Genomic DNA, 23323 nt, shown 5'->3' on the forward strand with positions numbered 1-23323 from the left:
TCCGCGGCGCGCGTTGCAGAAGACGGCTGGCGCTGCGGAGTACTGGATGCCCCGGTCAAGCCGGGGCATGACGGAGGAACTCATCTCAATACGCGTTGTCGTTCTTGGTCAGCAGCGAGACCGGCGTCTTCAGGAGAATGACGAGGTCGAACAGCACCGACCAGTTCTCGATATAGTAGAGATCGAATTCGACGCGCTTCTGGATCTTCTCTTCATTGTCGATCTCGCCGCGCCAGCCGTTGATCTGGGCCCAGCCGGTGATGCCGGGCTTGACGCGGTGACGCGCGAAATAGCCGTCGACGGCTTCGTCGAACAGGCGGCTCTGGAGCTTGCCCTGCACCGCGTGCGGACGCGGGCCGACCAGGGACAGATTGCCCGAGAACACCACGTTGAAGAGCTGCGGCAGCTCGTCGAGGCTGGTCTTGCGGATGAAGCGGCCGACGCGGGTGACGCGCGGATCGTTCTTGGTGACGACCTTGGAGGCGGTCGGGTCGGCCTGATGGTGGTACATCGAGCGGAATTTGTAGACATCGATGCGCTCGTTGTTGAAGCCGAAGCGTTTCTGACGGAACAGCGCCGGGCCGGGGCTGTCGAGCTTCACCGCCAACGCCACCAGTCCCATCACCGGCAGGGCTGCGAGCAGCGCAAGGCCGCCGACGATGCGGTCGAACAGCCACTTCATCACCAGGTCCCAGTCGGTGATCGGCGCCTCGAACACGTCGAGCGTCGGCACCTCGCCGAGATAGGAATAGGAGCGGGGACGGAAACGCAGCTTGTTGGTGTGCGCGGAGAGCCGGATGTCGACCGGCAGCACCCAGAGCTTCTGCAGCATCTCCAGGATGCGCGTCTCCGCCGAGATCGGCAGCGCGAACAGCACGAGATCGACCCGGGTGCGGCGGGCGAATTCGACGATGTCGTCGACCTTGCCGAGCTTGCGCGCGCCGGCGCAGGTGTCGAGCGCGCGACTGTCGTTGCGGTCGTCGAACACGCCGAGCACGTGGATGTCGGAATCCTCCTGGGCGTTCAGCGCCTCGACCAGTTGCTCGCCGTTGCTGTCGGAGCCGACGATGATGGTGCGGCGGTCGAGCCGGCCCTGGCGTGCCCAGGCGCGCACCAGCGAGCGCAGCACCAGACGTTCGCAGATGAGCGCGGCGAGGCCGAGGAAGTAGAAGGCGGCAAGCCACAGCCGCGACATTTCGCTGCCGAACTTGGCGAAGAAGGATACGCCGATGAACAGCAGGAAGACGAACGACCAGGAGGAGATCATCCGAGTCATCTGCCGGATCTGACCGCGGAACAGCTGCACCTGATAGATGTCGGCGGCCTGGAAGCAGATCACGGCGGCGACCGCGACGGCGATGATCTCCGCGGGATAAACCCAGCTGAAGGAGCCGGCGAGCGGCATGACATAGCCGACATAGAGCACGATGCCGACGAGGCTCAGCAGCGCGAAATCGGCCAAGCGGACGAAGCCGGTGATCACAATCGGCGAATAGGCGCGGGCGACCTTCTGGTTGACGATTTCGAGCGCGGCGGGCGAGAGCCGGCGACGGCGCTCCACAAAGGGTTGGTCAGCCGGCTTCGCCGCGGCGCTTGTGGCGGCGTCGAGCATCGAGCGTGCGTTGAGCGGTTCCACGGGCGTCCACGTCCATTCCAAACAACCCGCGGGTCGCAGCGTTGCGCCCCGGGCGAGCATCCCCTGGCAGGTCGATTATCGGACAAATCGGAAGATTCTCTAAAGCGGTCTTAAGGATGGTTAATGATTGGCAAATGCGTCGCGATAACCCGCGAGCACGCCGTCAACCATCGCCTGCTGGGAGAAGTGCGCGGAGATGCGCCCGCGCAGGGCGGATGCGCGCTGCGCGGTCGCCTGCGGATCGTCGAGTGCGGCCGCGATCGCTTCCGCCATGGCCTCGGCGTTGCTCGCCGCAAACAGCGCCGGGCTGTCATGCCCGAAGATTTCGGGGATGCCGCCGACGCGGGCCGCGATCATGGGAATGCCGGCCGCGCCGGCCTCGATCACGACGTAGGGCATGGAATCACCGCGCGAGGGCACGACCAGAAGCCGTCCCTTGGAGAATCCGTAGCGTGCTTTGACGTGACCGATGAAGCGGATGTCGCTGGAGAGGCCGAGCTTGTCGACCTGCGCCTTCAGCGCCGCCGTCTCCTCGCCGTCGCCGCCGAGCGTAAGGGTGACCTTCTTGCCGCCCTCGTGCAGGCGCGCCACCGCATCGACCAGCAAATCTGCGCCCTTGATGTGCCTGAACTCGCCGACATAGGCGAGATCTGTGGCATCGTCGGCGATGCTAACAGGCTCGAATTCTTCCGGCGTCACGCCATTGAAGACGCAATGCACCACGCCCTTGGGCGTGCCGACGATGCGCTGATAGGTGTCGCGCGCAAACGCGCTCTCGAACAGGAACAAGTCCGTCGCGTCCATCAGCGTGCGTTCGAGCCGCGCGTAAAACTCGCCCTTGAAGGTGTTGAGCGGATAGTGCAGCGAGCCGCCATGCGGGGTGTAGATGCGGATGGTGTCGTTGGATCGCCGCCGCATGCGGACGAAGGCGCCGGCCTTGGCGCCGTGGCCGTGCGTGACGTCGGGTTTGAGCGCGGCGATCAGGCGCCGCATCCGCAGCCACACCAGAAAATCGTCAGGCGACGGCTCACGGCGGATCGCCAGCCGGTGCACGCCGAGCTTCAGCCGCGGCGCGAGCTCGGCCAGCGCCTTGTCCGCGCGCTCGCCGCCGGTGAGGCTGTCGGCGAGAATCCCGACGTGATGACCGCGATCGACCTGACCGTTGGCGAGATCGAGGATGTGGCGGAAGATGCCGCCCACGGGAGCGCGCACGGCGTGCAGGATGCGGAGCGGCCGGTCGGGAGAGGGGGGCATGATCAGAACCAGCGCTCGACGGCGAATGCTCGAACAATTCTCGAAATATCGAGATGGATTAAGAGCCCTCGTGGTTAACAAACGGTGTCGGCGCCGTGCGCGCTCGTTGCGGCAGGGGCGATTAACCCAGCGGCAACCTTAATGGAGTGTAATCGCCCCGGTTGAGGTAGAGTCGCAGCGTTGCCCTGCGGGAGTGTTCGATGCGTTTAGCGTTCTGGCGTGCCGGCAAGGACAAGGCGGTGGTCGAGCGGGCTGTTTCGAGGCTCAAGGGCGAAGCCAGGGTCATCGAAGCCGCGCCCAAGGTTGAAGCCAAGCCTGCATCCGCTGCTCCGAAGCAGGCACCCGTCGAATCCGGCGACATCGATCTCCATGCGCTCGGCGGCGCGCTGGCCCGCAAGCGCGGCTGGATCATCGTGCCGACGGTGCTGGCCCTGGTCGCCTCCGTCGCTGCCGTCAACCTGGTGACGCCGCGTTTCAAATCGGAATCGCGCATCCTGATCGACGGCCGCGAGAACGTGTTCCTGCGGCCGAGCAGCGACCGCAGCACCGAAGAGCGGCAGTCGCTCGACCCCGAGGCGGTGACCAGCCAGGTGCAGCTCGTGCTGTCGCGCGATCTCGCGCGCGAGATCATCAAAAAGAACAAGCTCGCGGAACGCCCCGAATTCGATCCGGTGCTGCAAGGCATTTCGCCGCTGAAGTCGCTCGCGGCCATGATCGGCATCGGTCGCGATCCGTTCTCGATGACGCCGGAAGAGCGGGTGCTGGATGCCTATTACGAGCGGCTCCAGGCCTACGCCGTCGACAAGTCGCGCGTGATCGTGGTCGAATTCCAGTCCGCCGATCCGGACCTTGCCGCGCGCGTCGCCAATTCGATCGCCGACGGCTATCTCGTGCTCCAGCAGAATGCGCGCCAGGATCAGGCCCGCAGCGCCAGCCAGTGGCTTTCGGGCGAAATCGAAAATCTGCGCAAGAAAGTCTCCGACGCCGAAGCCAAGGTCGAGGACTTCCGTTCCAAGTCGTCGCTGTTCGTCGGCACCAACAACACCACGCTCTCGAACCAGCAGATGGGCGAGGTCAATACCCAGCTCAACAACGCACGCTCGATGAAGGCGGATGCTGAATCCAGGGCAAGGCTGATCAAGGAGATGCTCCAGAGCGGCAAGCCGATCGAAGCGTCCGAGGTGGTAAACTCCGAGCTGATGCGGCGATTGTCGGAGCAGCGGGTGACGCTGCGGGCGCAGCTCGCCGAACAATCGTCCACGCTGCTCGGCAATCACCCGCGGATCAAGGAGCTGAAGGCGCAGCTTGGCGACCTCGACAACCAGATCCGCGACGAAGCGGCCAAGATCTCTCGCTCGTTCGAAAGCGATGCGCGGATCGCCAGTGGCCGGGTCGACGGCCTGACGGCGAGCCTCGATCAGCTCAAGAAGCAGGCGACCTCGACCAACGGTCAGGACGTCCAGCTCCGCGCGCTCGAGCGCGAAGCCAAGGCCCAGCGCGACCTGCTCGAGACGTATCTTGGGAAGTATCGCGAGGCCAGCACCCGCGAGAGCATCGATACGGCGCCGGCGGAAGGCCGCATCATCTCGCGCGCCATCGTCTCGAATACGCCGGCCTATCCGAAGAAGCTGCCGATCGTGCTGATCGCGACGATCGCGACGCTGCTGCTCTCGTCCGGCGTCGTCGTCACAGGCGAGCTGCTGCGCCAGACCGCGCCGCGCGCGGTGGCCGTGTTCACGCCGGCGCAGGCGCCGGTGCGCCAAGAGCCGGTAGTCCAGCCGGTAGTCCAGCTGGCGGTCCAGCCGGTGGCCGAACCGATGCTCGATCCGGTTGTGGAAGAGCTTACGCCGCTTCAGCCCGAGATGACGGCCGATGCCGACGTCACTGAATTCGCCGAGATCGAGCATCTCGCCGACAGCCTGCGAGCTGCAGGACCGGCGGCGAAGAAGGTCACGGTGCTCGGCACCGCGGCCGGCGAAGCCATCACGCTGTCGACGCTGACGCTGGCCCGGCACCTGGCGCGCGATGCGCGCGTCGTTGTGGTCGATCTCGCCGCATCCTCGCCGACCATAGCCGCGGTGTCCGTCGATGCTTCGGCTCCCGGCCTCGCCGAGCTGATGCAGGGTGAGGCCTCGTTCGCGCAAATCATCACCCGGGACAAGCTCTCGCGGCTGCATCTGGTCATGGCCGGCCGTCCCGGCTTCGACCGCAGCCTGCTGCAATCGCCGCGGGTGACGCTCGCGATCGATGCGCTGCTCCGCGCCTACGACCACGTGCTGGTGGACGCCGGCAGCGCCTCGGACCTCCCGGCCGAACTGCTCACGGCGCATGCCCGCGCCGTCGTGGTGCCCGATGCTTCGATGGCGGCGGATGCCCGCACGCTGATGTGCGAGCAGTTGAGGGCGGTCGGCTTCAGCGAGGTGACGATGCTGAGCAGGCCGGTGCAGCCGTCGAATGCGGTGGAGACGCCGCGGGTCGTGGCGGCGTAGGCGAGGGCGCGGGCTCAGTCTATCGTTCAGTTGAAGGCGACATCGGTGCCGCCTCTTACCCTCCCCTGGAGGGGGAGGGTCGGCTCGCGGCGCGTCAGCGGGGCGAGACGGGGTGGGGTGATCTCTCCTCACGGGCACTACTGATTGTGGAGGGACCGTCACCCCACCCCGTTGCGCATTGCGCTGCGCTCCATGCGCAACGACCCTCCCCCTCCAGGGGAGGGTAAGGGGCAGCTCCGCGAGTGGTTAGATATTCGCAGAAGGGTACGCCTACCCGAACGCCTGCCGCAGCCGCCGCGCCAGATCGAACAACATCTGGTTCTGCTTCACCAGCCGTTTGCCGTGGCTGAGCGAGGACATCGCCATCGCCGCGAGTTTTCCGCGCGCGGTCAGGGGCACGAAGCTGTCGAAGATGTCGTCGTCGTCCTTGCAGAACATCCGCTTGTAATCGTCCGAGCCGATGCCGAGATCGAGCGAGCGGTAGCCGCGTTCGGCGTAGCGGTCGATGATGTAGCGCATCAGGATCAGCCCGGGGCTGTAGCGGGCGTGCTCGGACATCGTGTAGGTGTTGAACATCATCGAGAAGCGCTGGCCGTCGGCGACGCCGGCGAAGATCGCGATCACCTCCTCGTCGCACTCGAGCGCATGGATGTCGATGACGCGGCCTTCGCCGCGCGCCGACAGGCACGCGCTGCGAACGAACGCTTCGACGCCGGGTTCGGCAAAGACGTTGGGCAGTTTCTGTTCGGCCATTCGCGCCGGCTTGACGCGGAAGAACCAGTCGAGCAGGCGGGTGACGTCCGCGTCCGTGGTGGCGAGGTGATAACGATAGCCGGCAAGCGCCTGGAGCTTCTTTTCCTTGCTCTTGAGGCGGCGGCGGAAGGAGTTGCTGATCCGCGATGCGGGCGCCCCGCCCGGCTCCATCGCCAGGAGAGGGCAGCCGTTGATCGCACTCTGCCGCGGCAGCTGCGCGAACGGATTGTGCTGGTCGTGCCAGCGCAGCGGCTGCTGCGTCAGCGCGAGCACGTCGGCATGCTCGCGCAGCGGCGCAAGCAGCGCGTCGAGATCGGCGATGGCGACCTGGGCTGCGAACTCGGCGTTCCACAGGCCCATGTTGAAGGTCGTGTGCTTGCCGCCCATGAAGCAGGCGGTGCGCACGCCGTGGGTTTGCCGCAGCGAGAGCGGCAGCAGCAGGAGCGGCTGGCGCTCGGCGTCGCGGGCAATGACGATGAGGGGGCTGGCGCCTTCATGGCTGCCGACCAGCCGTTGCCATGGGCTGAGCAGGTCGAAGCGCTGGTATGGCGTGAAGAGGTGGCCGCTCTCCTCGAACGCGCGCCAGACCGTCTCGGCCTCGGCCAGATCGGTGACGATATCGACATGCGCGATACGGTTCGCTTTCGACCGCGCTGGCGATTCTGCCGTCCGGCTTTGCATCGCCGCAGCCATGGTCATTCACGAAACCTGTCGAGAAACGAAAAATTTGCGTAGTTCGGCCTGTGGCCGACCTTTGCAAAGAAATGTCAACAAAGAGTAATGACAATCAGGCGAACGCGAAGGTGGGATATTGGCATCCGACGATAGATGGCTGGAGCGTTTGCGGCTTGAGCTGGCCTGGTTCACCGGCCAGGCTGTGCTGCGCAGCCGCGGCGCCGGCGCGATCCTGCGCTTTCAACACGTGCGGCCGCGGCGGCGCGGCGCGTTTCAGCCGCTGCGTGAAAACGAGATCAGCCCGCAATTTCTCGATCGCGCCATTGGTGCGCTGAAGCGGTGGGGGTATGACTTCCTCGGCATGGACGATGTCTGCCGCCGCGCGGTGACGCTGCCAGAGAAGCGGCGCTTCGTGGCGCTCACCTTCGACGGCGCCAACAAGGACCTGATCAGCTTCGCCTATCCGGTGCTGGCGCGCCACGCCGTGCCGTTCACGATCTATGTGCCCACCGCGTTCCCCGATGGAGTCGGAGAGGCCTGGTGGCTCGGGCTCGAGCGGATGATCGCGCGCGAGAGCCGCATCAACCTGATGATGGGCGAGAAGGAGCAGCGGTTCACCGTCACAGGCAACGCCGAGAAGCGGGCGCTGTTTTCGTTCATCGAGAGCTGGCTGCGCTCGTTGCCGCAGGCGGATTTGTCGGCTGCGATCGCCGATCTCTGCACGCGCTACCGGGTCGATCTCGCCGCGCTCTCGCGCGAAGCGTCGATGGATTGGGAGGATCTGGCAAGGCTTGCGGCGGATCCGCTGGTCACGGTCGGCAGCGCGACCGTGAACTATCCCGTTCTCGCCAACATGAAGGACGCCGCCGCGTTGCGCGAGATGACGATGGGCAAGGCGGTCGCGGAAGCGGCCTTCGACCGCGAGATCAGGCATCTGGCCTTTCCGTTCGGCGATCGCTCGTCTTTCCGGCGCAGCCACGTCGTCATGGCGGAGGAGGCCGGCTTTGCCAGCGCCGTCTCGACCATCCCGGGCATCGTGGATGCGGAGGGGCGCACCAATCTGCGCGCGCTGCCGCGGATTTCCTGGGACGGCCGGATACAATCACTGCGCATGCTGCGCGTGCTGGTCTCCGGTGTTGCCTTCGCGCCGGTGAAACCGACCGCCAGCGCTACGAATTAGATTTGACCCGGTCCGGCCGCTGCATCCAGCTCACGATCGGCATCGCCGGCAGCACCCAGCCCATGCCGACCACCACGTAGTAGATCGCCTGCCGCCAGCCGGATTCGGCTATCCACGGCATCTGCGCCAGCGCCATGCCGAGCAGCGCCCAGACGGTGGCCAGCACCAGGAGCAGGATGGCGCCGAGGAACTTGCGGGTGCGGATCGTCATGGCGGAATGCTGCGGCCTTCGCGTAACTTGCGCTGCGGGAGCGGGGGACTATAAGGGGCACGCAGTCCGGTTCAAGTCTCTTTGCAACAAGGCTTGGTTTTGCCCCTGAAATGACGACGATTTTCGCTCCGACCAACCCGCATCGCGCCGTGCGCTGGTGGCTGATTTCCGTGGCCGCGCTGATCGCGGTGATGGTGCTGGTCGGCGGTGCCACGCGTCTGACGGAGTCCGGCCTTTCGATCGTCGAGTGGAAGCCGGTCACGGGCAGTGTTCCGCCGCTGACAGAAACGGCGTGGAACGAGGCGTTCGAGGCCTACAAGAAGATTCCGCAATATCGCGAGCTCAATGCGGGCATGAGCCTGTCCGAGTACAAGGAGATCTATTGGTGGGAATGGAGCCACCGCTTTCTCGGCCGTTTCATCGGCGTGGCCTATCTCTTGCCGTTCCTGTTCTTCCTGTGGCGCGGCGGCCTGTCGGGTGAGTTGAAGCGGCGGTTGTGGCTGCTGTTCGCGCTTGGCGGACTCCAGGGCGCCGTCGGCTGGTGGATGGTGGCCTCCGGCCTGACGGAACGGGTCGAGGTCTCGCAATATCGGCTCGCGACGCATCTGATGCTGGCGCTGCTGATCTTCGCCGGCATCGTCTGGACGGTGCGGCGGCTCAAAGAGCGGCCGCAGATCGCAGCTCCCGCGCGGCTGAGGTTCACAAGCGTGCTGCTCCTCGTCGTGACCTTCGTGCAGATCTATTTCGGTGCGCTGGTCGCGGGCCTGCGCGCCGGGCGCGCCTACAACACCTGGCCGCAGATCGACGGCGCGTTCATTCCATCGGCTGAGCGGCTATGGTTCGAGACGCCGTGGTGGCGCAACATGTTCGACAACGTGTTGACCGTGCAGTTCGAGCACCGCATGACGGCCTATGCGCTGTTCGTGCTGGCGGCGCTGCACGCGTTCGATGCGGTGCGTTCGCGCACGGCGGCCGGCGGTGCGCTCTGGCTGTTCGCCGCGGTCAGCCTGCAGGCTGTGCTCGGGATCCTCACGCTGCTCAACCAGGTGCCGATCGATCTCGCGCTTTCGCACCAAGCGGTTGCGATCGTGGTGCTCGCGCTTGCGGTGATGCAGGTGGAGCGGCTGGCCTCGCGACAATCTGCACAGGCGCAGCCGCGCGCGGTTCCGGTCGGTCAGGCCGGCTGATCAGGTCAGCAATAGCCGTAGACGCCGCAGGCGTAGGGCAGGCGCCAGAAATAGCCGACCTGCGGTCCGCCGTAGTACGGGCCCTGATAATCGTAGCTCCAGGGCCGGCCGTAATAGCCCGGCAAGGTGTTGGAGCCTGGCAGCAGCGGCGTGCCCGGCAGGTTGCGGATGTAGCTGCCGATGCCATAGGCCGGCGAGATCAGCGCATCCGGATCGGTCTCGACATAGACCTGTGGCGGGTCCTGCGGCGGCGCGGCAGCGCGCCGTCTCGCTGTGGCCGGCAGATCGGCGGCAACGGCGGCTGAGACCGTCAGCATGGCCGCAAGGGCAGGCACCATCCAGCGCAGCATCGTCGGCTCCGAATCAAAGGGGCGATCCAAGGACGATGTATGCGGCAGATATGGTTAACGACTGTTAACTGGGCCGTCATTCCGGGGCGAGGCAACGCCCCGGAATGATCAGGAAAGCTACGCCCCCAGCGCCTGCTCCAGGTCCGCGATCAGATCTTCCTTGTCTTCGATGCCGATCGAGAGCCGCACCACGTCGGGGCCGGCGCCGGACTTCACCTTGGCGGCGTCGTCGAGCTGGCTGTGCGTCGTCGAAGCCGGGTGGATGACCAGCGAGCGGGTGTCGCCGACATTGGCGAGGTGCGAGAACAGCTGCAGCTTTGATACCAGGCTGACGCCGGAATCATAGCCGCCCTTCAGGCTGAAGGTGAACACGGCGCCTGCGCCCTTCGGCGCGTATTTGCGCGCGAGCTGATTGTACTTGTCGCTTGCCAAGCCCGCGTAGCTCACCGAGGCCACTGCCGGATGGCCGGCGAGGAATTCTGCGACGGCCTTGGCGTTGTCGCAGTGCTTCTGCATGCGCAGCGGCAGCGTCTCGATGCCGGTCAGGATCATGAAGGCGTTGAACGGCGACAGCGCCGGTCCGAGGTCGCGCAGGCCCAGCACGCGGCAGGCGATCGCGAATGCGAAATTGCCAAAGGTCTCCTGGAGGCGGATGCCGTGATATTCCGGCCGCGGCTCCGACAGCATCGGATATTTGCCGCCCGTGGACCAGTCGAACGTGCCGGCATCGACGATGATGCCGCCGAGCGAATTGCCGTGGCCGCCCAGGAATTTCGTCAGCGAGTGCACGACGATGTCGGCGCCATGGTCGATCGGGCGGATCAGGTAGGGCGAGGCCAGCGTGTTGTCGACGATCAGCGGCACGCCCGCCTTGCGCGCCACCGTCGAGATCGCCTCGATGTCGGTGATGCTGCCGCCGGGATTGGCGATCGACTCGATGAAGATGGCCTTCGTGCGCGGCGTCACCGCGCGCTCGAAGCTAGCGATGTCGTCGGAATCGGCCCACACCACGTTCCAGCCAAAGCTCTTGAACGCATGCGAGAACTGGTTGATCGAGCCGCCATAAAGCTTGCGCGCGGCGATGAACTCGTCGCCGGGCTGGAGCAATTGCTGCAGCACCACGACCTGTGCGGCGTGGCCCGAGGCGACCGCAAGCGCGGCGGTGCCGCCTTCGAGTGCGGCAACACGCTCTTCCAGCACCGCGTTGGTGGGGTTGCCGATGCGGGTATAGATGTTGCCGAACGCCTGCAGGCCGAACAGCGAGGCGGCGTGGTCGGCGTCGTTGAAGACGAAAGAAGTGGTTTGATAAATCGGGGTCGCGCGCGCACCGGTGGTGGGGTCGGGCTGTGCACCGGCATGCACGGCGAGGGTTGAAAATCCCGGAAGGCGATCGCTCATTGAGGGCGTCCTGTTCTTGTGATCTGAAATCGCGCGGCATGCTGATCGGCGACGGGCCCGCCGTCAAGGCGCCGCGTCACATCGGAACGATCGTGCTACGCGTTGTCGCGTGAGCGAAATGAATCCTTCGCGCTTGCGTTAGCTTTGCTCGCTCTTGTTTTTGGCGGCGCGATCCGATGCCGCGGTGTCGCCGCCGCCGACACTCATCCGATTGAGGGATAGCCGCATGCCTTGCGTCGGCGCCGGCGGCCGTTTGGAGCTCAGCGTGCGTGAATTGACGCCCATCCAGGAAATCTCGGACGACAAGCGGCCATATTCGATCTTGGGGCAGCGGTTCATCACGACCTTGATCCCGGCCGCCTCGGCCTTCGCCGCGGCTGCGTCATCGCGCGCGCCAAGCTGCATCCAGATCACCTTCGGCAGCGGATCGAGCGTGAGCGCTTCTTCCACCACCGGCATGATGTGGCTGGAGTTGCGAAAGATGTCGATCATGTCGACGGGGCGGCCAATGTCGGAGAGCGAGGCGACAAACGGCTTTCCGAGCAGATCCTTGCCGACATGGCCGGGATTGACCGGGATCATGTCATAGCCGCGCTGCGCCAGATATTTGAACGCAAAATAGCTCGGCCGCACATTGACCGGCGAGGCGCCGACCATCGCGATCGACTTCACGCTGTTGAGGATGCCGCGGATGTAATTGTCGGGATAGGCGTCGTGGTTCATTGGCTCTTCTTTTTGCTGTCATTGCGAGGAGCGAAGAGACGAAGCAATCCAGACTACCTCGGTGGAAAGATTCTGGATTGCTTCGCTTCGCTCGCAATGACGAATTCTATTCATCCCGCCATGTCGGCGTGCGCTTCTCGATGAAGGCGCCGATGCCTTCCTCGGCGTCGCGCGCCATCATGTTCTCGGTCATCACCTCTGCCGCATAGCGATAGGCGTCCGCAAGGCTCATCTCGGCCTGGCGGTAGAACGCCTCCTTGCCGAGCTTGACGGTGTAGGCCGACTTCAGCGCGACCTGTTCGGCGAGTGCGATTGCGGCGTCGCGCTCGGTGCCGGCCGCGACCACGCGATTGATGAGCCCGATATCGCGGGCGCGGGTGGCCGGGACCGGCTCGCCGGTCAGCAGCATTTCCATCGCCTGCTTGCGCGGCACGTTCCGCGACAACGCCACCATCGGCGTGGAGCAGAACAGCCCGATATCGACGCCCGGCGTGGCGAAGCTCGCCGCTTCCGAGGCGATCGCGAGATCGCAGCTTGCCACGAGCTGGCAGCCGGCCGCGGTCGCGATGCCCTGGACGGCCGCGACCACGGGCTTCGGCAGGTGCACGACCGCCTGCATCATCGCGCAGCAGGCGTTCATCATCTCGGCAAAGAAGGCACGGCCGCGATCCGGGTCAGTGCGGCGCGCGGTGAGCTCCTTCATGTCGTGGCCGGCGGAGAAGGCACGGCCGTTAGCGGCGATCACGACCGCGCGGACCGCCTTGTCGTCGCGGATCTCGTTGAGCTCGGCATGGAGGGTTGCGATCATCGCCGCCGACAGGCTGTTGCGCGCGGCCGGGCGGTTCAGCGTCAGGACCGCGATGGGGCCTACGGTCTCGCGCAGCAGGATCGACGGTTGCGGGGAGGGGGCGTGGGCGGCCTGGGCGGACATCGAAGCGTTTCCGGTTGGATTCTTGCAATTGGATGACGCAGATAACTTAATGTAACAGGGGACGTGAAGCGAGGGTGAGGCGAAGCATGGCGTTAGCGAAAATGAGCGTGGCGGAGGTCGAGCAGTTTCTGCGTGACGAGTTTCCCCAGGCCTTCAGTGGCGATGACATCACGATCGAGAGCGCCGACGGCCAGACCTGCCTTTTGCGCCAGCGCTACAGCGAAAGGATGCTGCGGCCGGGTGGAACCGTGTCCGGCCCGACGCTGATGGCACTGGCCGATTTCGCGATGTACGTGGTGCTGCTGTCCGCGATCGGGCCGATCGGGCTCGCGGTCACCACCAATCTCAACATCAACTTCCTGCGCAAGGGCCAGCCCGGTCAGGACGTGCTGGCGGAGGCACGGCTGCTCAAGCTCGGCAAGCGCCTGGCGGTCGGCGAGGTGAAGCTGCTGTCCGGCACCTCGCCCGATCCGATCGCCCATGTCACCTCCACCTATTCCATTCCAAATGTTTGATCTTTTGGCAGGTAATATAGCACCATATTTTTAAGATATTGATTTTGCTATTTTAATTCCCACTCTGGGGCATTGACCGTTGCGCGTCTCTTCTCTAGAAAACCGCCAGTCCGGTGCGGTGTTCGCGCCGATATCTCCCGTCCACGGAAACTCCGATATGAAAACCTTTTCGGCAAAGCCGGCTGAGGTGACGAAGAAGTGGGTCCTGATCGACGCCAAGGGTCTGGTCGTCGGCCGTCTCGCCACCATCGTCGCCATGCGCCTGCGCGGCAAGCACCTCCCGACCTACACCCCGCACGTTGATTGCGGCGACAACGTCATCATCATCAACGCGCAGCATGCGGTCCTCACCGGTCGCAAGCGCGAGCAGAAGACCTACTACAAGCACACCGGTTACGTCGGCCACGTCAAGGAGCGCACCGCGCGCCAGATCCTCGAGGGCAAGCATCCCGAGCGCGTGCTCGAGAAGGCCGTCGAGCGCATGATCCCGCGTGGTCCGCTCGGTCGTGTGCAGATGGGCAACCTCCGCGTCTATGGCGGCGCCGATCATCCGCACGAGGCCCAGACGCCCGAGAAGATCGACATCGCCAAGTTGAACCGCAAGAACACGAGGGCCGCATAACATGGCCGAATCCATCCAGTCGCTCGACCAGCTCTCGCAGCTCAAGACGGCGGCGGCGCCCGACGCGCCCAAGCACGAGAAGAAGGTCGACAAGTTCAACCGCGCCTACGCCACCGGCAAGCGCAAGGACGCGGTCGCCCGTGTCTGGATCAAGCCGGGCGCCGGCAAGGTCACGGTCAATTCGCGCGAGGTCGAGGTCTATTTCGCCCGTCCCGTGCTGCGCATGATGATCGAGCAGCCGTTCTCCGTGGCCGCGCGTTCCGGCCAGTACGACGTGATCTGCACGGTTGCCGGCGGCGGTCTGTCCGGCCAGGCCGGTGCCGTCCGTCACGGCATCTCCAAGGCGCTCACCTATTTCGAGCCGGAGCTGCGTACCGTGCTCAAGAAGGGCGGCTTCCTCACCCGCGACTCCCGCGTGGTCGAGCGTAAGAAGTACGGCAAGGCCAAGGCCCGCCGGTCCTTCCAGTTCTCGAAGCGTTAATCGCTTCGGTCACATTCGCCGCGAAAGCGGCTTCAATGAGATGCAAAAGGGCGCTGATTTCAGCGCCCTTTTTGTTGTTCGTTTGTATGCAAATTGATGGCGTGTTTCCCGAAAACTTGGCCCTGCATGAAAACCTGAATGGAACTCGCGGGACATAGCGTCGCATCTGGAAGGGCGCGCAAGTCGGCTGGGCCGATCGCGTAACTTGCTATGTCTAGAAGGGGGCCGACATGATGTCGCTCGATAGCATCACGCTCTATTTGGTCGCCACCATGGTTGCCGCACTGCTCGGCGCCATGATGGTGTTTTTCGGCACGCAGGAGAACAGCCCCGCGCTGAAATGGTGGGGCACGGCGTATCTCCTCGGTGCAGCATCCGTTGCGCTATGGACCGCGGCCGGCGACAAGCTCGGCCCGCATCTTTACCTTGCGCTGAACGCGGTCGGCTTCGTCGCCTGCGGCATGGTGTGGAATGCGGCGCGCGTCTTCCACGGCCGCAAGCCGAACTGGCCGGGTCTCCTCGTCGGCGCGCTGGCCTGGGCCGCCGCCGTGACGCTGCTTGATCCCGCCGCGTCCATGCTGCGCATGATCGTCGGCGCTGGCATCGTCTCGGTCTATGCGGCATTGACCGCCAGCGAGCTCTGGGTCGAGCGGCGCAAGAGCCTGCAACGGCGCTGGCCGGCCTTCGTGGTGCCGGTGATGCACGGCTGCGTGCTGATGCTGCCGATCGTGCTCGGCAGCTTCCTGCGACCCAACGATGCCGGCTTCTCCGGCAGCATCTGGGTCACGGTGTTTGCGGTCGAGCTCATCCTCTATGCCGTCGGCACCGTGTTCGTGATCTTCATGCTGGTGTCGGAGCGCACGGTGACGGCGCACCGGACCGCCGCGTCCACCGATCCCCTGACCGGCATGCTCAACCGCCGCGGCTTCTCGGAAGCCTGCGGGCGCGTGATCGAGCGTGAAGCCAAGGCCGGCCGTCCCGTGACCGTGATGATCTTCGACATCGACCACTTCAAGTCGATCAACGACCGCTTCGGCCATCCCGCCGGCGACGAGATGCTGAAACTGTTCTCGACCGTCGTCGTCAGCAACCTGCGCATGACCGACATGTCGGGCCGCATCGGCGGCGAGGAGTTCGCGGCGCTGCTGCCGTGTTCGCTGGAGGAGGGGGTGCTGGTTGCCGAGCGCGTGCGCGAGGCGTTCGAGACCTCCGGCGTCGTCGTCGATGAGGGCCCGGTCGACACCACCGTCAGCATCGGCGTCGCCGGCGGTCCGGCCGGCACCGAGCTCGAGGTGCTGCTGGCCTCGGCCGACACCGCGCTCTACCAGGCCAAGCGCGGTGGCCGTAACCGGGTCGAGGCGGCGGAGGAGCTGCCGCTGTCGCTGGAGAACTGGCGCCGCCAGAGCGCGGCGCGGGTCGGTGCGCCGCAGGCGCGTCCGGCCACCGCCTGAAGCCAGGAGGGGCCTCAAGGGGCGCCTTCGGTAATCCGCTGTTTACCATTCGATCCCTACCATTGCGGTCATGGAATCGATCCGTCGACAGAACCCGCAGGCTGCCCTGATGTCGCTCGAAGCCGCTGCGGCCTCGGCACGCGGCGGCTTCGCCTGCGTGTTCTCCACCGCGGATGAATACGAGCGCGCGCTGATCACCGAGCGCCGCGCCCAGGGGCGCTACACGCAAAGCCGTAGCTACTGGCCGCTCGCGCTGTTCATCGGTTGCGCGCTCATCGTGGCAGGCACCGCTCTGCTGTTCGCCTGAGAGCACGCATTTTTGACCGGTCAGGGCGCCGATTCGGTGCCTTTTTCTTCGTTGCGGTCTACGCTAGACACATCCATCAAACAAACAGGGTGGAAACCGATGATCACCGAGATCGCGCAAATCGACGTCAAGCCGGGCAGCGAGAAGGACTTTGAGGCGGCTGTCGCCAAGGCCAAGGCTGCCTTCGGCGGTTCCAAGGGCTTTCATGGCTTCGAACTGCACAAGTCGATCGAGAAGCCGCAGCGCTACCGGCTGATGGTGAAGTGGGCGACGCTGGAGAACCACACCGTCGATTTCCGCGGCTCGGAGAGTTTCACCGAATGGCGCGGCCTCGTCGGCCAGTATTTTGCTTCGCCCCCGGAGGTCGAGCACACCGAGACCGTGCTGACGACCTGAGCTGTTGCACGACGCCTTACGCCGCCTCTTGTCGTTTGAGCATGATCTTTTCGGAAAACCGCTGCGCACTTTTCCGGATCATGCTGCCAGGGGCGGCGCCTCATACGTCTTGAAATGGTCGATCATGACCTTGGCGATGGCGACCAGTGGAAGCGCCAGTGCCAGGCCCCAGATACCGAACACGACGCCCAGCAGGATCTGGAACGCGAACAGCGTGGCCGGCGGGATGTCGAGCGCCTGCCGCTGCAGGATCGGCGTCAGCACATAGCTCTCCATCGCGTGCACGCCCATGAAGAGGAGGAAGGCCGACAGCGCCGGAATCCAGCCCGAGGCGAGGCTCGCGAGCACCACGACGACGCCGGCAATGATGGCGCCGACGGTCGGAATGAAGGCGAGCAGGCCCGCCTGAATCCCCAGGATGAACGAGCCGGGGATGCCGATGATGGCAAGCCCGATCCAGGTCACGATGCCAACCGCAATCATCACGACGATCTGCGCGATCAGCCAGCGTTCCAGCGTCTCAGCTGTCCGGTCGATGATCAGGGTGACGCGGGTGCGATGCCTCGCCGGCGCGAGGAACAACAGGCCGTCGTGATAGACCCTGGGCTGGGCGGCGAAGGACAGCCCCAGGAACAGCACGATGAAGATGTTTCCCACGCCGTGAATGGTGCCGAGCAGCAGCTTGAAGGTCTGGCTCACGATCGCGCCACCGCTGGAGGCCAGCGCGCCGGCGCCGGGCAAGGAACCGCGCGGGGGCGCTGCTGGCGAGGGTGTCGAGTCCGATGGCGGATTGGTCGAGGCGTCAGACGCAGCGTTGCCGAGATCGAAGAAGCTGGTGTCGATCCCGTGGCTGTCCAGGAAGGTCTTCACGTTGCCGATCTGCGACTTGATGGTCTTGCTCAGCACCGAAGCCTGCTCGGCGATGGTGGCGCCGCCGAGATAGGCGACGCTTGCAAGCAGCATCGCAAGCACGACGCAGACGATCGCGAGCCGGACCGGATGCGGCAGGTGCACGCGGCGGCCGAGCGCGTTGGTCAGCGCATTGAGGCCGACGCCGAGCAGCATGCCGGTGAAGATCAGCAGCAGCGTGGTCGCAAAATACCAGGTGAAGACCAGCATCGCCGTGAACAGCACGACGCCGATGCCACCGACCGAAATTGCCCAAGCCAGATCGGTGCGGGTCGTGGGGCGTTGGTCTGCGCGGATGGTCACATCATGTCCTTTTCGGCGGCTGCGGGCGGGGCACTCTTTCGACAAACGCGCTTTCGATCAAGACCGCGTCAACGCGCTGGTTTGACGCTGTCGCGCGAACGGTGCAGAGCGATGAGGAGAAAACAGGTGGGGGGCGCTTGAGTTTCATCAGCAAGTGGGCCGGTCTGCTCGGGCTTCTGGCCGTGATCGTGATCGGCGACCAGATCCGGATCAACCGGCCCGGCCACAAATACCGCCTCACGGTCGAGGTGACGACGCCTGACGGGATCAAAACCGGGTCCGGCGTTCTCGCTGTCGTGCCCGACCGCAACTATAACCGTGGCGGCCGCACCACGATGCGCGGGGAGGCTGTGTTCGTCGATCTCGGCCAAGACCACGGCAAAGGCAAGAACCTGGTGGCATTGCTGGCGCATCAGCAGGGCGGCAAGCTCGACCTCGACGACATCAACTATGTCGCGCTCCGTGCCTATGGCGCCGCGCGCGGCAACCGCGTCTCGTTCAACGATATCAGCCGGCAGGCCGGCATTGTCCCGGTGCAGGGGGAGCTGATCCCCGTGCTCGTGAGCTTTGGCGATCCCCGAGATCCCCGGACCGCGCGCCTTGTCGCCGGCGACCATGCGGATACGGTCTTGGGTGACGGCTACGCCATCCGCGGCCTCACCGCCGAGGTGGTGCCCAACGGCTTTTGGCCGATAGATTTCGGCGGGGTGCTCGGGGAGCCCGTGACGCGCGGAATCGAGGCGAAATTGCCCTGGCTGGCCACGCCGGACGATCCGGCGGCAACCGCGCTGAAGGCCGCCGGCCTGCCCCTCGTGGGGACAACCGACGCCGGGGAGGCATTTGCGCGAAAATAGCATTGCCGTCCCGCGATCCCTTCTGTTGAATTTGTTCCATCCCAAGGGCATGTTTGGAGAATGTTCTTACGCGGGAGGTCGGAACGGGAGATGAGAAAGCCGGTCGTCGGCGTGATCGGGAACGCCCATCGCGTCGAAAATCGATTTCAGGTCCAGATGGTCGGCGAGCGCAATTTGCGCGCCGTGGCCGAGGTCTCGGGCGGCTTGCCGATGATGTTTGCGGGAGCGCCCGACATCACCGATATCGGCGCGCTGCTCGACGTGGTCGACGGGATCGTGCTCACCGGCGCCCGCGCCAACGTCCATCCGACCCGTTTCAATGTCGACCCGTGCGAGCGGCACGAGCCCTACGACATCCACCGCGACGAGGTGGCACTGGCGCTGTCCGTCGCCTGCGTGTCCCGCGGTATTCCGCTGTTCGGCATCTGCCGCGGCCTGCAGGAGATGAACGTCGCCTTCGGCGGCTCGCTGCATCCGGAGATCCGCGAAATCCCCGGTCGCATGAACCATCGGATGCCGCGGCTTGAGAACGGCGAGATTCATCCCGATCCGACCGTGGTGTTCGCCGACCGTCACGACGTCGACCTCACGCCCGGAGGCGCCTTCGCGCAGCTGCTCGGCTGCGAGAAGATCAGGGTCAATTCGCTGCACGGCCAGGGCATTCTCGACCCCGGCAAGCGCGTGCTGATCGAGGGCATCGCCGAGGACGGCACCATCGAGGCGATCCGCATCGCCGAAGCCCCGACCTTCGCGCTTGGCGTGCAATGGCACGCCGAATACGACCCGCAGCGCAATCCGATCAACCGCAAGCTGTTCGAAGCGTTCGGCGAGGCGATGGTCGTACGCCAGCGTGCGACGGTGTGACAAGAAGCTCGCTCGCACCTCTCCACTGAACGGCGCCGTGGTTTCGCAGCTTACGCCGTCCGCTCCATTCGTCTCGCGCGATAGGCCTGCGGCGACATCAAGGTCAGCTTGCGGAAGGCCTTGCGAAAGCTGCTCTCGTCCTCATAGCCGGCCGTGCGTGCGATGGTCTTGATCGGCTGCGCGGTCGTCTCCAGCAGCGTGCGCGCGTGCTCGACGCGGCGACGCATGATGAAGGCTTGCGGCGGCTCGCGCGTGAGGCCCTGGAACTTCCGGTTCAGCGTGCGCTCGCTGAGGCCGAGCGCATCGGCGAGGCGCTTGACCGTCATCGGGCTCTTGCCGGTGCGGCGAACCAGCAGGTCGGCCCGGGTCAGCAGCGGGTCCTGCGACAGCAAATAGCCGACGGGCATGAAGATCGACTGGGTGCGTTGCGCGGTGTCGATGACGACGTAATCCGCACAGAGCTTCGCAATCGCCTTGCCGTCGACCATCTCGATCAGCCTGAGCAGGAGGTCGACCCACGACATCGGTCCGGCCGCGCAGACGATGCGGTCCGCGACGGTGATGACGGCGTCGGCAGCGAGGTCGATGGTAGGGTGGCGCTGCCGCAGCTCGCCTTGCAGCCACCAGGTGATGGTGGCGCGGCGGTGGTCGAGCAGGCCGCTGCCGGCAAGCAGGAACACGCCGCTGCAGAACGCGCCGATCAGCCGGCCGCTCGCATGCTGCTGACGAAGCCATGCGCCAGCGCGGGCATATTGCGGTTGCAGGCGTTCCGCCGTGACGTGATCGACGAGGTTGCCGGGGACGAGGATCGCGTCGAAGCGACCGCGTTTGCCGACCGCGCCATCGACGGCGACCATCTGGCCGCCGCCGGCGCGCACCGGCTTGCCGTCGAGCGAAAGCACCTCCCAGGCGAAGCGCGTTTTCGTACCGCTCTGCTGCATCACGTGATTGGCGAGCGACAGGATGTCGGCGATCCCGGCGATCGCCGAATGCATGCAGCCTTCAAGCGCGAGAATTGCGAGCTTCATGAGACCTCCAGGACAGCGCGGCGATCCTATCCGATCGGCGCGGGGCTGCGTGGCGGAAATTGCCCGATCTCTGTCTCATCCGCCACTGCCTTGCCGGCGCTATCAGGTCCAGTCTCGTGCCGTCGTCACACGACATGATTGGAGAGAGACATGCCTTACGTCACCATTTCCACCGTCCGCGGCATCCTGGATGCCGCGCAAAAGAAGACCCTGCTCGAGCGCGTCACCGATCTCCTGGTCGAGGTCGAAGGGCAGGGCAACCCGGATTTCCGCCGCAACGTCTGGGTCAGGATCGAGGAGCAGGAGCCGGCGCACTGGTCGCTCGGCGGCATGCAGCCGACGCCTGAGATCATCGCCGGTATGTTCGGCACGATCGGCACGGATGGCGTGCGGGTCCCGCGGCCGTAGCAGCGCAGCGAGCGCGGGCGGACCAGCCCAAGGGCGTGGTTCGCCACCGCCCTGTGCTCAATCGATCTGCGGGGCGATTTCCATTGCATCGCACAATCACGACCATGGCCTGCACGCAGCCACATTGAGGTTCGCAAGACGCGCACCATATGCTCTGCAAGGGAGCCCTGCCGTGCAGACCATGAAGGCGGCCCTCGTTGCGGCGATTGGCGTCGTGGCTTTGATCTGCTGCCTCCTTCCCAGCTCAGCGGAGGAGAACGGCCGTCTTGCATTGATCGTTTCGATAGACGGAGCCATCGGCCCTGCGTCCGCCAGCTACGTGAAGGAGGCTTTGGCCAAGGCAAGCGAACGGCGCGCCGAGGTGGTGCTTCTGAGACTGAACACGCCCGGCGGTCTCAATTCCAGCATGCGCGAGATCATCGCGGATGTGCTGGCCTCGCCGATCCCTGTCGTCGGTTACGTCGCGCCCTCCGGCGCCCACGCGGCGAGCGCGGGGACCTATATCCTTTATGCGACCCACATCGCGGTGATGGCGCCGGGCACCAATATTGGCGCCGCGACGCCGGTGCAGATTGGCGGGCCGGTGCCGGGACTTCCGAGCGGACCAGCGGACAAGGGCGGCAAGGACAAGAAGGACGGCGACCAGCAGAGCGAGTCCAAGGATCAGCTCAAGGATCAGCCCAAGGATGCGATGACGGCCAAGGCGACCAATGATGCGGTTGCCTTCATCCGCAGCCTTGCGGAGCTGCGCAACCGCAATGCGGACTGGGGAGAGAAGGCGGTCCGTGAGGCTGCCACGCTCTCTGCCAACGCCGCGCTGGAGGCTCATGCCATCGATCTCGTCGCGCGCGATCAGGCTGAATTGCTGAGGCAGCTCGATGGTCGCGTGGTCGAGGTTGCAGGCGGCAAGACGCAACGCCTGGTGACGAAGGATGCCGTCGTTGAAGCCATCGATCCCGGACAGATATCCCGCTTCCTGGCGGTCATCACCGATCCGAACGTGGCGTTCATTCTCCTGATGGTCGGCATCTACGGCTTGATCTTCGAGTTCATGTCTCCCGGTGCCGTCGCCCCCGGCGTCGTCGGCGCGATCTGCCTGCTGATCGGCCTCTATGCGCTCAATCTGCTTCCGATCAATTATGCCGGCCTCGCCCTGATGTTGGTTGGACTCGTGCTTCTCACCATCGAAGCCTTCAACCCGACCGTGGTGATCGGGCTCGGAGGGATCATCGCTTTCGTGCTGGGAGCGCTGATGCTCTTCAGGGGCGAGGCGCCGGGCTACCAGCTGTCGTGGTGGGTGATCGGCATCACTGCGGCAGTGTTCGCCGGCTTTGCGCTCGTCGTGCTCGGTTCGCTTCGGCGCGTCGGCAGGGCCCCTGCACTGGTCGGTGCGCAGGCCATGCGAGGTCTGCCCGCCGAGGTTCTCGACTGGAATGGGAACGAAGGTCATGTCTTCGCCCATGGTGAGCGCTGGCAGGCGCGCGGCGCCGAAACGTTCAAGCCCGGAGAGACGGCCGAAGTCGCCAACGTCGTCGACCTGACGCTGCTGATACGGCGCGCACCAACAGGCGATGGAGGTACATCATGATGCTGGAATATCTGACCTATGCGGCGCTCGCGTTGCTTGTCATCATGTTCCTGTCCCAGGCTATTCGAATCCTGCGCGAATACGAGCGTGGCGTCATCTTCACGCTCGGCCGCTTTACGGGCGTGAAGGGCCCGGGCCTCATCATCCTCATTCCGATCGTGCAGCAACTCGTGAAGGTGGACCTGCGGGTGATGGTGCAGGTCGTGCCGCCGCAGGACGTGATTTCGCGGGACAACGTCTCCGTCAAGGTCAACGCCGTTCTGTACTTCCGCATCGTCGACCCCGAACGGGCCATCATCAAGGTCGGCGATTACATGGCCGCCACCAGCCAGCTCGCCCAGACCACGTTGCGCTCGGTGCTCGGCAAGCACGAGCTCGACGAGATGCTTGCCGAGCGCGACAGGTTGAACGCGGACATTCAGGAGATCCTCGACAAGCAGACCGACGTCTGGGGCATCAAGGTCACCGGCATCGAGATCAAGGACGTCGATCTCAATGAAACCATGGTGCGCGCGATTGCCAAGCAGGCCGAGGCGGAGCGGTTGCGGCGGGCCAAGGTGATCAATGCGATGGGCGAGCAGCAGGCTGCCGAAAAGCTCGTCGAGGCCGGCCGGATTCTCGCGCAGGAGCCTCAGGCGATGCAGCTACGTTATTTCGCGGCCCTGCACGACATCGCGGGCGAACGGTCCTCGACCGTCGTCTTTCCGCTGCCGATGGGCCTGCTCGACCATCTTTTGCCGCGGCGCGACAACCCGCAGCCATAAGCGGCAGGATGACCCATCTTCGGCCCAAATGGAGGTGTCGAATATT

Annotated in this window: 24 protein-coding genes; 14 read left to right on the forward strand and 10 right to left on the reverse strand. The window is 65.1% G+C overall.

Going from position 1 to position 23323, the window contains the following annotated elements; translation table 11 throughout:
• Window positions 1-85: 85 nt before the first annotated feature.
• The gene (locus tag AC5ZFO_RS10875; protein ID WP_282523468.1) at window positions 86-1636 is read right to left on the reverse strand and encodes an undecaprenyl-phosphate glucose phosphotransferase; all 1551 of its coding nucleotides are present in this window, start codon (window positions 1634-1636) and stop codon (window positions 86-88) included.
• A gap of 120 nt (window positions 1637-1756) precedes the next feature.
• Window positions 1757-2890 (reverse strand): glycosyltransferase family 4 protein, encoded by a 1134-nt coding sequence (locus AC5ZFO_RS10880; RefSeq protein ID WP_282523467.1) that lies wholly within the window; start codon window positions 2888-2890, stop codon window positions 1757-1759.
• 200 nt (window positions 2891-3090) lie between these two features.
• Here AC5ZFO_RS10880 and AC5ZFO_RS10885 point away from each other — a divergent pair, with 200 nt between their 5' ends.
• Window positions 3091-5379, forward strand: a complete 2289-nt coding sequence (locus AC5ZFO_RS10885; protein WP_282523466.1) for a GumC family protein — start codon at window positions 3091-3093, stop codon at window positions 5377-5379.
• A gap of 270 nt (window positions 5380-5649) precedes the next feature.
• Here the strand turns inward: AC5ZFO_RS10885 and AC5ZFO_RS10890 are convergent, their stop codons facing one another.
• Window positions 5650-6831, reverse strand: coding sequence for a GNAT family N-acetyltransferase (locus tag AC5ZFO_RS10890; RefSeq protein WP_282523465.1), 1182 nt, complete (start codon window positions 6829-6831; stop codon window positions 5650-5652).
• A 112-nt stretch (window positions 6832-6943) separates the two neighbouring features.
• Here AC5ZFO_RS10890 and AC5ZFO_RS10895 point away from each other — a divergent pair, with 112 nt between their 5' ends.
• A complete protein-coding gene (locus AC5ZFO_RS10895) occupies window positions 6944-7987 on the forward strand; it encodes a polysaccharide deacetylase family protein (protein WP_496122075.1) in 1044 nt (347 codons plus the stop codon).
• Here AC5ZFO_RS10895 and AC5ZFO_RS10900 read toward each other — a convergent pair.
• Window positions 7977-8198 carry a DUF2842 domain-containing protein gene (locus tag AC5ZFO_RS10900; protein ID WP_208087159.1) on the reverse strand — a complete coding sequence of 74 codons (222 nt, stop codon included), beginning with the start codon at window positions 8196-8198 and terminating at the stop codon, window positions 7977-7979. The genes AC5ZFO_RS10895 and AC5ZFO_RS10900 overlap by 11 nt on opposite strands.
• A gap of 110 nt (window positions 8199-8308) precedes the next feature.
• Between AC5ZFO_RS10900 and AC5ZFO_RS10905 the strand changes: the two genes are divergently transcribed.
• The gene (locus tag AC5ZFO_RS10905) at window positions 8309-9385 is read left to right on the forward strand and encodes a COX15/CtaA family protein (RefSeq protein ID WP_282523463.1); all 1077 of its coding nucleotides are present in this window, start codon (window positions 8309-8311) and stop codon (window positions 9383-9385) included.
• Between the two features lie 5 nt (window positions 9386-9390).
• Here AC5ZFO_RS10905 and AC5ZFO_RS10910 read toward each other — a convergent pair whose 3' ends face one another.
• The 4 genes from AC5ZFO_RS10910 to AC5ZFO_RS10925 form a co-directional block, all read right to left on the reverse strand.
• Window positions 9391-9735, reverse strand: a complete 345-nt coding sequence (locus AC5ZFO_RS10910) for a hypothetical protein (RefSeq protein ID WP_282523462.1) — start codon at window positions 9733-9735, stop codon at window positions 9391-9393.
• A 117-nt stretch (window positions 9736-9852) separates the two neighbouring features.
• Window positions 9853-11133, reverse strand: a complete 1281-nt coding sequence (locus tag AC5ZFO_RS10915; protein ID WP_282523461.1) for an O-acetylhomoserine aminocarboxypropyltransferase — start codon at window positions 11131-11133, stop codon at window positions 9853-9855.
• 138 nt (window positions 11134-11271) lie between these two features.
• The gene (locus tag AC5ZFO_RS10920) at window positions 11272-11856 is read right to left on the reverse strand and encodes a CoA-binding protein (protein ID WP_028149016.1); all 585 of its coding nucleotides are present in this window, start codon (window positions 11854-11856) and stop codon (window positions 11272-11274) included.
• Window positions 11857-11962: 106 nt separating this feature from the next.
• Window positions 11963-12787 (reverse strand): enoyl-CoA hydratase, encoded by an 825-nt coding sequence (locus tag AC5ZFO_RS10925; RefSeq protein WP_282523460.1) that lies wholly within the window; start codon window positions 12785-12787, stop codon window positions 11963-11965.
• An 86-nt stretch (window positions 12788-12873) separates the two neighbouring features.
• Between AC5ZFO_RS10925 and AC5ZFO_RS10930 the strand changes: the two genes are divergently transcribed.
• From AC5ZFO_RS10930 to AC5ZFO_RS10955, 6 genes are all read left to right on the forward strand, one after another.
• Window positions 12874-13302, forward strand: coding sequence for a PaaI family thioesterase (locus AC5ZFO_RS10930; RefSeq protein WP_039147848.1), 429 nt, complete (start codon window positions 12874-12876; stop codon window positions 13300-13302).
• Between the two features lie 157 nt (window positions 13303-13459).
• Complete coding sequence (rplM, locus tag AC5ZFO_RS10935; RefSeq protein ID WP_008137961.1) at window positions 13460-13924, forward strand: 50S ribosomal protein L13; 465 nt, start codon at window positions 13460-13462, stop codon at window positions 13922-13924.
• A gap of 1 nt (window position 13925) precedes the next feature.
• Complete coding sequence (rpsI, locus tag AC5ZFO_RS10940) at window positions 13926-14405, forward strand: 30S ribosomal protein S9 (RefSeq protein WP_007611021.1); 480 nt, start codon at window positions 13926-13928, stop codon at window positions 14403-14405.
• A 230-nt stretch (window positions 14406-14635) separates the two neighbouring features.
• Entirely contained in the window at window positions 14636-15856 is a 1221-nt protein-coding gene (locus AC5ZFO_RS10945; RefSeq protein ID WP_071913313.1) for a GGDEF domain-containing protein, read from the forward strand.
• Window positions 15857-15926: 70 nt separating this feature from the next.
• Complete coding sequence (locus AC5ZFO_RS10950; RefSeq protein WP_014494818.1) at window positions 15927-16163, forward strand: hypothetical protein; 237 nt, start codon at window positions 15927-15929, stop codon at window positions 16161-16163.
• A 99-nt stretch (window positions 16164-16262) separates the two neighbouring features.
• The gene (locus AC5ZFO_RS10955) at window positions 16263-16559 is read left to right on the forward strand and encodes an antibiotic biosynthesis monooxygenase family protein (RefSeq protein WP_131868129.1); all 297 of its coding nucleotides are present in this window, start codon (window positions 16263-16265) and stop codon (window positions 16557-16559) included.
• A gap of 78 nt (window positions 16560-16637) precedes the next feature.
• On the opposite strand, the gene AC5ZFO_RS10960 is transcribed toward AC5ZFO_RS10955, so the two are convergent.
• Window positions 16638-17771, reverse strand: a complete 1134-nt coding sequence (locus tag AC5ZFO_RS10960; RefSeq protein WP_282523459.1) for an AI-2E family transporter — start codon at window positions 17769-17771, stop codon at window positions 16638-16640.
• A 137-nt stretch (window positions 17772-17908) separates the two neighbouring features.
• Here AC5ZFO_RS10960 and AC5ZFO_RS10965 point away from each other — a divergent pair, with 137 nt between their 5' ends.
• Both AC5ZFO_RS10965 and AC5ZFO_RS10970 read left to right on the forward strand, forming a co-directional pair.
• On the forward strand, window positions 17909-18625 hold the full coding sequence (locus AC5ZFO_RS10965; protein ID WP_496122076.1) for a hypothetical protein: 717 nt from the start codon (window positions 17909-17911) through the stop codon (window positions 18623-18625).
• Window positions 18626-18715: 90 nt separating this feature from the next.
• A complete protein-coding gene (locus AC5ZFO_RS10970) occupies window positions 18716-19489 on the forward strand; it encodes a gamma-glutamyl-gamma-aminobutyrate hydrolase family protein (protein WP_282523457.1) in 774 nt (257 codons plus the stop codon).
• Between the two features lie 50 nt (window positions 19490-19539).
• Here AC5ZFO_RS10970 and AC5ZFO_RS10975 read toward each other — a convergent pair whose 3' ends face one another.
• Entirely contained in the window at window positions 19540-20517 is a 978-nt protein-coding gene (locus AC5ZFO_RS10975) for a GlxA family transcriptional regulator (protein WP_282523456.1), read from the reverse strand.
• A 150-nt stretch (window positions 20518-20667) separates the two neighbouring features.
• Here AC5ZFO_RS10975 and AC5ZFO_RS10980 point away from each other — a divergent pair, with 150 nt between their 5' ends.
• From AC5ZFO_RS10980 to AC5ZFO_RS10990, 3 genes are all read left to right on the forward strand, one after another.
• The gene (locus AC5ZFO_RS10980; RefSeq protein ID WP_282523455.1) at window positions 20668-20925 is read left to right on the forward strand and encodes a tautomerase family protein; all 258 of its coding nucleotides are present in this window, start codon (window positions 20668-20670) and stop codon (window positions 20923-20925) included.
• Between the two features lie 172 nt (window positions 20926-21097).
• On the forward strand, window positions 21098-22513 hold the full coding sequence (locus tag AC5ZFO_RS10985; RefSeq protein ID WP_282523454.1) for an NfeD family protein: 1416 nt from the start codon (window positions 21098-21100) through the stop codon (window positions 22511-22513).
• Window positions 22510-23277, forward strand: a complete 768-nt coding sequence (locus tag AC5ZFO_RS10990) for a slipin family protein (RefSeq protein ID WP_282523453.1) — start codon at window positions 22510-22512, stop codon at window positions 23275-23277. The genes AC5ZFO_RS10985 and AC5ZFO_RS10990 overlap by 4 nt, the downstream gene beginning before the upstream one ends.
• The last annotated feature ends 46 nt before the right edge of the window (window positions 23278-23323 follow it).

The organism is Bradyrhizobium sp. Unk1, from assembly GCF_059512345.1.

Excerpts from the sequence above, each read along its gene's own strand:
- AC5ZFO_RS10890 (WP_282523465.1), bottom strand. The coding sequence starts at position 6,831 with ATGACCATGGCTGCGGCGATGCAAAGCCGGACGGCAGAATCGCCAGCG.
- AC5ZFO_RS10980 (WP_282523455.1), top strand. The coding sequence starts at position 20,668 with ATGCCTTACGTCACCATTTCCACCGTCCGCGGCATCCTGGATGCCGCG.
- AC5ZFO_RS10975 (WP_282523456.1), bottom strand. The coding sequence starts at position 20,517 with ATGAAGCTCGCAATTCTCGCGCTTGAAGGCTGCATGCATTCGGCGATC.
- AC5ZFO_RS10900 (WP_208087159.1), bottom strand. The coding sequence starts at position 8,198 with ATGACGATCCGCACCCGCAAGTTCCTCGGCGCCATCCTGCTCCTGGTG.
- AC5ZFO_RS10930 (WP_039147848.1), top strand. The coding sequence starts at position 12,874 with ATGGCGTTAGCGAAAATGAGCGTGGCGGAGGTCGAGCAGTTTCTGCGT.
- AC5ZFO_RS10925 (WP_282523460.1), bottom strand. The coding sequence starts at position 12,787 with ATGTCCGCCCAGGCCGCCCACGCCCCCTCCCCGCAACCGTCGATCCTG.
- AC5ZFO_RS10945 (WP_071913313.1), top strand. The coding sequence starts at position 14,636 with ATGATGTCGCTCGATAGCATCACGCTCTATTTGGTCGCCACCATGGTT.
- AC5ZFO_RS10970 (WP_282523457.1), top strand. The coding sequence starts at position 18,716 with ATGAGAAAGCCGGTCGTCGGCGTGATCGGGAACGCCCATCGCGTCGAA.
- AC5ZFO_RS10915 (WP_282523461.1), bottom strand. The coding sequence starts at position 11,133 with ATGAGCGATCGCCTTCCGGGATTTTCAACCCTCGCCGTGCATGCCGGT.
- AC5ZFO_RS10885 (WP_282523466.1), top strand. The coding sequence starts at position 3,091 with ATGCGTTTAGCGTTCTGGCGTGCCGGCAAGGACAAGGCGGTGGTCGAG.
- AC5ZFO_RS10905 (WP_282523463.1), top strand. The coding sequence starts at position 8,309 with ATGACGACGATTTTCGCTCCGACCAACCCGCATCGCGCCGTGCGCTGG.
- AC5ZFO_RS10880 (WP_282523467.1), bottom strand. The coding sequence starts at position 2,890 with ATGCCCCCCTCTCCCGACCGGCCGCTCCGCATCCTGCACGCCGTGCGC.
- AC5ZFO_RS10955 (WP_131868129.1), top strand. The coding sequence starts at position 16,263 with ATGATCACCGAGATCGCGCAAATCGACGTCAAGCCGGGCAGCGAGAAG.
- AC5ZFO_RS10920 (WP_028149016.1), bottom strand. The coding sequence starts at position 11,856 with ATGAACCACGACGCCTATCCCGACAATTACATCCGCGGCATCCTCAAC.
- rpsI (WP_007611021.1), top strand. The coding sequence starts at position 13,926 with ATGGCCGAATCCATCCAGTCGCTCGACCAGCTCTCGCAGCTCAAGACG.
- AC5ZFO_RS10990 (WP_282523453.1), top strand. The coding sequence starts at position 22,510 with ATGATGCTGGAATATCTGACCTATGCGGCGCTCGCGTTGCTTGTCATC.
- AC5ZFO_RS10950 (WP_014494818.1), top strand. The coding sequence starts at position 15,927 with ATGGAATCGATCCGTCGACAGAACCCGCAGGCTGCCCTGATGTCGCTC.
- rplM (WP_008137961.1), top strand. The coding sequence starts at position 13,460 with ATGAAAACCTTTTCGGCAAAGCCGGCTGAGGTGACGAAGAAGTGGGTC.
- AC5ZFO_RS10910 (WP_282523462.1), bottom strand. The coding sequence starts at position 9,735 with ATGCTGCGCTGGATGGTGCCTGCCCTTGCGGCCATGCTGACGGTCTCA.